The sequence below is a fragment of the Kitasatospora sp. NPDC056783 genome (genome assembly GCF_042789895.1).
Classification (GTDB): Bacteria; Actinomycetota; Actinomycetes; order Streptomycetales; family Streptomycetaceae; genus Kitasatospora.
Window position 1 is genome coordinate 1 of sequence record NZ_JBHUAF010000326.1, and the last position, 9886, is coordinate 9886.

General features: G+C 73.2%; 8 protein-coding genes. 6 read left to right on the forward strand and 2 right to left on the reverse strand.

What is annotated here, in order from left to right; genetic code table 11:
- Window positions 1–915, reverse strand: a 915-nt coding sequence (locus ACFRMQ_RS31850; RefSeq protein WP_380734196.1) for an aminomethyl-transferring glycine dehydrogenase, incomplete at its 3' end; no start/stop codon positions are given.
- 150 nt (window positions 916–1065) lie between these two features.
- Here ACFRMQ_RS31850 and ACFRMQ_RS31855 point away from each other — a divergent pair.
- From ACFRMQ_RS31855 to ACFRMQ_RS31880, 6 genes are read left to right on the forward strand one after another with little or no spacing between them, the layout of a single operon-like run.
- Window positions 1066–2400, forward strand: a complete 1335-nt coding sequence (locus ACFRMQ_RS31855) for an ABC transporter substrate-binding protein (protein ID WP_380734197.1) — start codon at window positions 1066–1068, stop codon at window positions 2398–2400.
- A gap of 11 nt (window positions 2401–2411) precedes the next feature.
- A complete protein-coding gene (locus ACFRMQ_RS31860; protein WP_380734198.1) occupies window positions 2412–3359 on the forward strand; it encodes a carbohydrate ABC transporter permease in 948 nt (315 codons plus the stop codon).
- The gene (locus ACFRMQ_RS31865) at window positions 3356–4255 is read left to right on the forward strand and encodes a carbohydrate ABC transporter permease (protein ID WP_380734199.1); all 900 of its coding nucleotides are present in this window, start codon (window positions 3356–3358) and stop codon (window positions 4253–4255) included. Before ACFRMQ_RS31860 ends, ACFRMQ_RS31865 begins: the two co-directional genes overlap by 4 nt.
- A 2-nt stretch (window positions 4256–4257) precedes the next feature.
- Complete coding sequence (locus tag ACFRMQ_RS31870) at window positions 4258–6342, forward strand: beta-galactosidase (RefSeq protein WP_380734200.1); 2085 nt, start codon at window positions 4258–4260, stop codon at window positions 6340–6342.
- Window positions 6339–8519 carry a trehalase family glycosidase gene (locus tag ACFRMQ_RS31875; RefSeq protein WP_380734201.1) on the forward strand — a complete coding sequence of 727 codons (2181 nt, stop codon included), beginning with the start codon at window positions 6339–6341 and terminating at the stop codon, window positions 8517–8519. The genes ACFRMQ_RS31870 and ACFRMQ_RS31875 overlap by 4 nt, the downstream gene beginning before the upstream one ends.
- Window positions 8520–8561: 42 nt before the next feature.
- Window positions 8562–9272 (forward strand): ribonuclease H, encoded by a 711-nt coding sequence (locus tag ACFRMQ_RS31880; protein WP_380734202.1) that lies wholly within the window; start codon window positions 8562–8564, stop codon window positions 9270–9272.
- 207 nt (window positions 9273–9479) lie between these two features.
- On the opposite strand, the gene ACFRMQ_RS31885 is transcribed toward ACFRMQ_RS31880, so the two are convergent.
- The coding region (locus tag ACFRMQ_RS31885; protein ID WP_380734203.1) for a hypothetical protein at window positions 9480–9886 on the reverse strand (407 nt) is incomplete at its 5' end.

Consider the following 9886-nt stretch of genomic DNA (forward strand, 5'->3'; position numbering starts at 1 on the left):
GGGGACGAGGCCGAAGAGCCGGCTCGGGTACTCGGCGACCAGGCGCTCGTCGTCCCGGCTGCCGATGAAGCCGGCGTTGCCGCCGCCGAAGCTCGGGTGGATGCCGAGCGGCTGGAGGTCGCCGCAGGTGAGGTCGGCGCCGAGCTCGGCGGGCGGGGTGAGCACGCCGAGGCTCATCGGGTTGACGTGTACGACGGCCAACGCCCCGGCGGCGTGCGCGAGTTCGATGTACCGCGGCAGCTCGACCTCCACCCGGCCGCTGTGGTCGGTCAGTTGGGCGTATACGGCGGCCACGTCGCCCTCGGCGAGCGCGGCCCGGACGGCGGCGGGGTCGGCCGGGGCGGTCACCAGGTCGTGGACGCCCCGGACGTAGTCCCGGATGCGGGAGAGCCGGTCCGGGTCGATCGCCCCGACCAGGACCAGCCGGCGCCGCCCGGTGACGCGGCCGGCCATCCGCAGGGCCGTGGCGGCGGCCTGGAACCCGTCGTACGTCGGCACGTTGACGACCTCGTCGGCCAGCAGCTCGGCCATCATCGACTTGTACGCCCACAGTGCCTGGAAGCGGCCGTGGTCCTCGTACGGCTCGCCCGCGTAGGCGGTGAGGAACTCGCTGCGGTTGACGATCTCGTCCACCACGGCGGGCACGTGGTGGCGGTAGCAGCCGGCGCCGAGGAAGCCGCGGCCCGGCGGCACGGCGGTGTTGCGGGAGAGCAGTTCCTCCAGGTGGGCGACCAGCCGGGCCTCGGAGCCGAGCGGCTCGGGCAGCCGCAGCGGGCGGTCCAGCCGCAGGGCTGCCGGGATGTCGGCGTAGAACTCCTCGACGCTCCGGGCGCCGACCGCCTCCAGCATCGAACTCCGGACCTGAGGAGCGGAGTTGGGGATGTACGGGTGGGTTCGGGGGACGCGTGGGCTCATGGCGGCACCTTCCGCGATTTCAGTCACAGGCCTTGACGGGGTTGTGAATGCTGAGTTCTGTATACAGCATTCGGCATTCACCAGTCGGGAGGCAAGATGTCCGTCGAAACCCGGCACCGAAATCCCCAACTACCAGGCAAGAACTTACAGTTGAACAAGGGCCCGTCCCGCCGTCGGGTCCTCTCCGCCGGCCTCGCGGCCGGCGCGTCACTGATGGCCGGAGCCACCGGCTGCGCCACCGGCGGCACCGGACCGGGCAACGCCAAGCAGCTCGCCGGAGACCCGGGCGCCACCGCCTCCGGCAAGATCACCATCTGGTCCTGGGACGTCGCCGCCAAGGCCATGCAACGGCTCGGCAAGGCCTTCGAGCAGGCCCACCCCGGCGCCACCGTCGAGGTGGTGGACATCGGCTACGACAACGCCTACGACAAGATCACCGTCGGACTCGGCGCCGGAAGCGGACTGCCCGACATCCTCACCGTCGAGGGCCACAAACTGACCACCTACATCGGCAACTTCCCGAACGGCCTGGTCGACCTCACAGGCCGGGCCGCGAACCTCAAGTCCCAGTACGCGGAAGCCTCCTGGCGCACCGTGACGGACCATCAAGGAAAGGTATTCGGCCTGCCCTGGGACAGCGGGCCGTGCGCCCTGTTCTACCGGCGCGACCACTTCGAGCAGGCCGGCATCGACCCGGCCGGCCTCGCCACCTGGGACGACTACCTCACCGCCGGCACCACCCTCAAGGCCGCCACCGGCAAGAAGCTGCTCATCCTGGACTCCAAACAGGACACCTTCTTCTCCCAGCTGCTCCAACAACAGGGCCAGAGCTGGTTCACCGACGGCAAGGTGGCCGTCGCCACCCCCGCCGCCGAACGCGCCCTCACCCTGCTGAAGCAACTCGTCGACCGCGACCTGGTGGACTTCGAGAGCGGCTGGGACGGCCTGGTCTCCGGCACCCACGACGGCAAGGCCGCCACCACCCCCACCGCCGCCTGGTGGGACGGCACCCTCACCGCAGAAATGGCCGACCTCAGCGGCGAGTTCGGCGTCGTCCCGCTGCCCGCCTTCACCCCCGGCGGCACCCGCACCTCCAACAGCGGCGGCTCCACCCTCTGCGTCACCGCGCAGAGCCGCAACCCGGAGACGGCCTGGGCCTTCCTCTCCTTCCTGCTCGCCGACAAGGCCAACCAGGCCTCGATGATGCGGCACGAAGGGCTCTTCCCCGCCTACCTCCCCGCCCTGGACGACCCGTACTTCCAGCAGCCCGCCCCATACTACGGCGGCCAGCAGACCATGCGGCTGTTCGCCGGGCTCGTCCGCGCCATCCCCGGCATCGAGCGCACCGCCGACGACTCCAAGGCCGGCGACATCGTCACCACCGCCGTCAACCAGGTGCTGCACAACGGCGCCGACCCGGGCACCGTGCTGCGCTCCGCCGCCCGCCAGATCGCCACCGCGACCGGCCGCCAGACGGTCGGGTAGGGGCGGGCCCGATGACCAGCCCCCCGGCCGCCCTGCGCAAGCCGCGCGACGCACGCGAACCCGCCGCCCCGCTCCGGCCCGCCCCCGCCCGCCGCCGACGCTCCCCACGCACCGCCGCCTGGCTGTTCGCCGGGCCCACCACCGCCCTCTTCGTCGCCTTCTTCGCCTACCCGCTCGGCGCCAGCCTCTACCAGAGCTTCACCGCCCGCCGCGACGGCGTCGACGTCTGGGTCGGCCTGGACCAGTACCGCCGGATGCTCGACGACCCGGCCTTCCTGCACTCGCTGGTCAACACCGCACTGATCCTCGCCGTCCAGGTGCCCGTGATGATCGGACTCGCGCTGGTCCTGGCCGTCCTGCTCAACCAGTCCTGGCTGCGCCTGCGGGCCGGCTGGCGCGCGGTGTACTTCCTGCCCGCGGTCACCACCCTGGTCGCCTACGCCGTGGTCTTCCAGGTCCTGCTGCGCACCGACGGCGGCCTCGTCAACCAACTCCTCCAGGCGCTCGGCCTCGACCCGGTCGACTGGCTCAACTCGCCCACCTGGGCCCGCATCTCACTGATCGCATCGGTCACCTGGCGGTGGACCGGCTACAACGCCGTCATCCTGCTGGCCGGACTACAGGCGATCGGCCGCGACCAGTACGAGGCCGCCGCCCTCGACGGCGCCGGCACCGCGCGCACCTACACCGGTGTCATCCTGCCGCAACTGCGCCCGGTGGTGCTGTTCTGCGTCATCACCTCCACCATCGGCACCCTGCAACTCTTCGACGAGAACTACGTGCTGACCCGCGGCGGCCCCGGCGACGCGACGCTCACCCCGGTGGTCTACCTCTACAAGGTCGGCTTCCAGCAGCTCGACTTCGGCTACGCGGCCGCCATCGCCTGGGTGGTCGTGCTGATCATCGCGGCGGTCTCGCTGCTCCAGTTCCGGCTCTACGGGAGGGAACGCCGCCGATGAGCCGCACCCCGGTGGAACACCCGCCCGCCCGCCCCGGGCGCACCCCGCTGCCCGCCCGCTCCGCCCGCACCCCGCTGCCCGTCCGACTCGGCCGCCTCGCCGTCCTCGCCGTGCTCACCCTCGGGGCCGTCGTCAGCCTAGTGCCCTTCGCCTGGATGCTGATCGCCGGCACCCACAGCAGTTCCGAACTCTTCCACTCCCCACCGCCGTTCCTGCCGGGCGGCGACCTGCTGCGCAACCTGGCGCACCTCCAGGAGACCATCGGCTTCGGCCGGGTCCTGCTCAACAGCCTCGGGATCGCCGTCGTCTACACCGTGCTCAGCTCGCTGCTGTCCGCGATGTGCGGCTACGGACTGGCCAAGTACCGCTTCCGCGGGCGCGGCCTGCTGCTCGGCCTGGTGCTGGCGACCATGATGATCCCGCTCCAGGTGCTGCTGGTCCCGCTGTTCCAGATGATGGCCAGCCTCGGCTGGATCGACAGCTACCAGGCCGTGATCGTGCCCTTCCTGGCCAACTCCTTCGGCGTCCTGCTGATGCGCCAGGGCTTCCTGGACTTCCCCGACGAACTGCTGGAGTCGGCCCGGATCGACGGCTCCGGCGAGCTGCGGACCTTCTACCGGGTCGTCCTGCCGTGCGTGCGACCGCAGCTGGGCGCGCTGGTGATCTTCACCTTCATGGGCCAGTGGAACGGCTTCATCTGGCCGCTGCTGATGCTCAACACCGAGGACAAGTACACCGTGCCGGTGGCGCTCAACACGCTGACCGGGCTCACCCACGTCGACTACTCCGGCCTGATGCTCGGCTCCTTCCTGGCCACGCTCCCGCTGATGGTGCTCTTCCTGCTCTTCCAGCGGCAGTTCGTGGCGGGCCTGCTGGGCGGAGCCCTGAAGGGATGACCATGGACCGCCTCACCCGGGTGCCCGGTCTGCTGTACGGCGGGGACTGGAACCCCGAGCAGTGGCCCGAGCAGGTGTGGGCCGAGGACGTGAAGCTGATGGCCGAGGCCGGGGTCAACCTGGTCACCGTCGGCGTCTTCTCCTGGGCCAGGCTCCAACCGGACGCGTACAGCTGGGACTTCGGCTGGCTGGACCGGCTGCTCGACCTGGTCCACCGGCACGGCGTCGCCGTCGACCTGGCCACCGCCACCGCCTCGCCGCCCGCCTGGCTGGTCCGCGCCCACCCCGAACTGCTGCCGGTCACCGCCGACGGGATCCGGCTGGAGTTCGGCTCGCGCCAGCACTACTGCCCCTCCTCGCCCGCCTACCGGGAGGCCGCCGTCCGGCTCACCCGCGCGCTCGCCGAACGCTACCGCCACCACCCGGCGCTCGCCCTGTGGCACATCCACAACGAGTACGGCGACCACGTCCAGGAGTGCTTCTGCCCCGCCTCGGCCGCCGACTTCCGCCGCTGGCTGCGCGAACGGCACGGCACCGTCGATGAGTTGAACCGCTCCTGGGGCACCGCCTTCTGGTCGCAGCACTACAACTCCTTCGAGCAGATCGAGCCGCCGCGCACCGCGCCCGGCCCGGTCAACCCGACCCAACTGCTGGACTGGCGCCGGTTCTGCTCGGACGCGCTGCTCGCCCTGCACCGCGCCGAGAAGGCCGTCCTCGACGAGGTCTCGCCGGGCGTCCCGGTGACCACCAACTTCATGTCGATGCTCAAGGCCCTCGACTACTGGGAGTGGAGCCGGCACGAGGACCTCGTCTCCGACGACGCCTATCCCGACCCGGCCGACCCGCGCGCCCACGTCAACGCCGCGATGAACTACGACCTGATGCGCTCGCTCAAGGGGGGCCGCCCCTGGCTGCTGATGGAACAGGCCCCCTCCGCGGTCAGCTGGCGTCCGGTCAACGTGCCCAAACCCCCCGACCTCCACCGCCTCTGGTCGCTCCAGGCGCTGGCCCGGGGCGCCGACGGCGTGCTGCACTTCCAATGGCGCGCCTCGGTGGCCGGCGCCGAGAAGTTCCACAGCGCGATGCTGCCGCACCGGGGCACCGCCGCGCGCGGCTGGCGGCAGACCGTCCGCCTCGGTGCCGAACTGCGCCGCCTCGGCGAGATCGCCGGCAGCCGGCTGCGCGGGCAGGCCGCCGTGCTGCTCGACTGGGACAGTTGGTGGGCGCTGGAACTGGACGACCACCCCTCCGGCCGGATGCGCTGGCTCGACCTGCTCCGCCCCTGGTACGCGGCGCTGCACGCGCGCGGCATCACCGTCGACTTCCTTCCGCCCAGCGCCGAACCCGACGGCTACCCGCTGCTGTTCGCCCCCAACCTCTACCTGCTCGACACCGCCACCGCCGAGCGGCTCACCCGCTACGTCCGGGGCGGCGGCCGGCTGGTCTGCGGCCCGTTCAGCGGCATCGCCGACCGGCACGACCACATCCACCCCGGCGGGCACCCCGGGCCGCTGCGCGAACCGCTCGGGATCGTGGTGGACGAACACTGGCCGATCCCGGACGGCACGACCACAGCCGTCCGGCTGGACGGCACCAAGACAGAGAGCACCGAGCCGGACGGCACCGAGCCCGGCGGCACCGAACTGCGCGCCGAGCACTGGAGCGAATGGATAGAGACCGAGGGCGCCGAGACCCTCGCCCGCTACACCTCCGGCCCGCTCACCGGCCTCCCCGCCGTCACCCGCCACCGGTACGGCGCCGGCAGCGCCTGGTACCTGAGCTGCCACCTCGGCGCCGACGTCGGCCCGGTGCTCGACCTGCCGCTCGCCGAAGCCGGGCTGAACGCCGAACTGCCGGGCCTGCCGCCGGGCGTCGAGGCCACCCGGCGGCACGCCGCCGACGGCACCGGCTACCTCTTCCTGCTCAACCACGGCCCGGAGGAGCGCCAGGTGCCGCTCCGCACACCCGGCACCGACCCGCTCACCGGCACCGACCTGCTCACCGGCACCCCCACCGGCGACACCCTCACCCTCGCGCCGCTCGGCGCCGCCGTCATCCGACTCCCCGCCGCCCAGGAGCGCGCATGAACCCGCTGACCCGCCGCCACTTCCTGGCCGGCTCCGCCGCCCTCGCCGCGGCCGGCACCCTCGCCGCCCCGACCGCCGCCCAGGCCGATCCCGGCGACACGGCGGATCCGACCGACGACCGCTACACCGACGACCGCTACACCGACGTCCTCGACCTGCACGGCACCCCCGCCCAGGCCTACCCCGGCGACGCCCGCGGCAACAACCCGATCACCGTCTTCGCCGACCTCGGAGCCTGGCACGCCTACGCCCTGCCCCGCCCCGGCGACCAGCCCGGCGGCTTCACCGGCCCGCTGTACCTCGCCCAGGAGTACCCCTGGTGGCTCAGCGACGGCCTCAGCCGCCTCCAGCTCACCGAACAGGGCCAACCCCTGGACCTCGCCGCCGGCGCACCCCCGCGCGCCACCTCACTGCCCGGCCTGCTGCGCCTCACCCACGACCTCGGCGCCGGCCTCGCCCTCACCCTGGAACTGCGCTTCGCCGGCGACCGGACCGCCCTGCTGCGAGCCCGGCTCGCCAACACCGGCCCGGCCGCACGCACCCTGGCCGTCGCCTGGACGGGCCGGCTGCTGCGCCCCGCCACCGGCCCGCAGCGCACGGCACCCCGACTGGCCGCCGCCGAACGCGGCGTGGAGGTGCGCTTCGCGAAGGTCCGGCAGACCTGGGACTACCTCACCGACGGCACCGAGCGCTTCGCGGTCCGCCACGCCCGCCCCGTCCGGGTCGCCCTGAGCGCCGACGGCGACGGCCACCGCACCGAACTCGCCGAACCGGTGCGGCTGGCACCGGGGGAGAGCCGCAGCCTGGACTGGACCGAGAGCTACACCTTCACCGAGGCCGAGTACGCCCGCGCCGCCGGGGAGGCCGACGCCGCGCTGCGCGCCCCCGACCGGACGGCGGCCCGGGGCGCCGCCCGCTGGGCCGGGTACCTGGCCCGGGCCACCGAGGGCGTCCCGGCCGCCCGCCGCCGCACCGCCGTCAAATGCGTGCAGACCTTGGTCACCAACTGGCGCGGCCCCGCCGGGCGGATCCGGCACGACGCCGTCACCCCGACCCTCTCCTACAAGTGGTTCAGCGGGGTCTGGGCCTGGGACACCTGGAAACAGGCCGTCGGCACCGCCGCCTTCGCGCCAGGCCTGGCCGCCGACCAGATCCGGGCGGTGTTCGACCACCAGCTCCCCGCAGGCTCACCGGACGCCGGCATGGTCCCCGACTGCGTCTTCTACAACGACCCGAGCACCGGCGGCGGCAACTGGAACGAACGCAACTCCAAACCCCCGCTGGCCTCCTGGGCGGTCTGGGAGGTCTACCGGCGCAGCGGTGACCGAGCCTTCCTGCGCGAGCTGCTGCCCAAACTGGCCGCCTACCAGGACTGGTGGTACCGCACCCGGGACCACCTCGGCGAAGGTCTGTGCGAGTACGGCGCCACCGCGGACCCGGCCAACGCGACCCCGGAGGACTGCCGGGAGGCGGCGGCCTGGGAGTCCGGGATGGACAACGCCCCGCGCTTCGACACCGCCTCCGTCGTCCCCAACCGGGACGCCGCCGGCACCCTGTTCGGCTGGTCGCTCGACCAGCGCTCGGTCGACCTCAACGCCTACCTCGCCGCCGACCACCGCCACCTGGCGCTGATCGCCGCCGAACTGGGCGACCATCCCACCGCCGAGCGGCTGCGCGCCCGCGCCGAGCGGATCGACGCCGCCGTGCGCGACACCATGTACGACCAGGCCACCGGCTGGTTCCACGACACCGACCTGGCCACCGGCGCCCGGCTCACCGCCCGCGGCCGCGGCATCGAGGGTGCGATCCCGCTCTGGTCGGGCACCGCCACCGCCGCCCAGGCCCGCACCGTGCGCCGGCTGCTGCTGGACCCGGCGGAGTTCGGCACGCCGCTGCCCTTCCCGACGGTGGCCCGCAGCTCGCCGTCCTTCGACCCGGCCGGCTACTGGCGCGGCCTGGCCTGGCTCGACCAGACCTACTTCGCCGTCGAAGGACTGCGCCGGTACGGCTGGGAGCAGGACGCCCGTCGGACGGTGGAGCGGCTGCTGGCCGGTGCCGCCGGGCTGTCCGGGGACGGCCCGGTGCGGGAGAACTACGATCCGCTGACCGGGGAGGGACGCAACGCGACCAACTTCAGCTGGTCGGCCGCGCTGCTGCTGCCGCTCCTGCGCGGCTGACCGGCTTTGGCTCCGGGCCGTCCGACCAGGCATGATCGGGGCATGGTCGAACGAGTCATTGCAGCGTGTGACGGAGCAGCCAAGGGCAACCCCGGTCCGGCGGGCTGGGCCTACGTGGTCGCGGACGCCGCCGGGGTGCCCCAGCGCTGGCAGGCGGGTGCCCTCGGGCACAGCACCAACAACGTGGGCGAGCTGACGGCGCTGCGCGAGCTGCTGGCCTCGACGGACCCGGCGGTGCCGCTGGAGGTGCGGCTGGACAGCACCTACACCCGCGACTCGGTGACCAAGTGGCTGAAGGGCTGGAAGCGCAACGGCTGGAAGACGGCGGCCGGCAAGCCGGTGGCCAACCAGGAGCTGATCCAGGCGATCGACGCCCTGCTGGAGGGCCGGGACGTCACCTTCGTCTACGTGCCGGCCCACCAGGTGGACGGCGACCCGCTGAACGCGATCGCCGACAAGGCCGCCAGCGACGCCGCCCGGACCCAGCAGGACGCCTCCGGCACCGCCGCCGACCTGCCGGTCCCCGACCCGGCCGCCGCCTCGAAGGCCCCGAAGGCGCGTAGCCCGCGGGCCGCCGGCACCGGCGCTGCCACCAGCGGCGGCGGCACGGCCAAGCGCACCGGCACCTCCCGCACCCTGAACGCCCGCTTCCCGGGCACCTGCCCGTGCAGCCGCCCGTACGGCAAGGGCGACAAGATCACCAAGGTCGGCAGCTCCTGGGGCCACCCGGAGTGCGCGGCCGCCCACGCCTGAGCACGTCCGGGTCTGAGCACTCCCACGCCTGAGCAGTCGGGGTCCGCGAGCCGTACGGCTGGGTGGGCCGCCCAGGACGGGCCCCGGCGGGCCGCCGGGCACCTGACCGCCGACCCGCGACCGGGAACCCGCGACCGGCCGACCGCGCTGACGCGGTCGACCGGTCGGCACGGTCACCCGGGGGTCACGTCCACCCGGGGGTCACGCTCACGCGTGGGCGGGGGAGGGCTTCCGGGCGATCCGCTTGATGTCCTCGAAGCCCAGGCCGGCGTGGTTGTAGGTGCGCGCCATCTCCTCGTCGAGGCCGAGCCCGGCGAGCTCCTTGAGCTGGGCGTCGGTCAGCGGCTCGCCGTTCAGGAAGCCGCCCAGGTCCTCGGCGTCGGCGCCGTTCTCGGCACCCGCGTCGGCCAGGCCGCTCACCAGGCCCAGCAGCTGGTCCCCGGTCAGCTTGAGCGCGTCACCCGGCACCTGGACGTTCGGGGCCGCCTGGTTGAAGGCGAGCTTGACCGGGAACTCGACGCCCGGCTCGACCTTGTCGGCGAGCTGGGCGAGGTCGTCGGGGGCGGCGGAGCTGGTGCCGTGCTTCAGGTCGCGGTGGACGGCGCGCTGGCGGT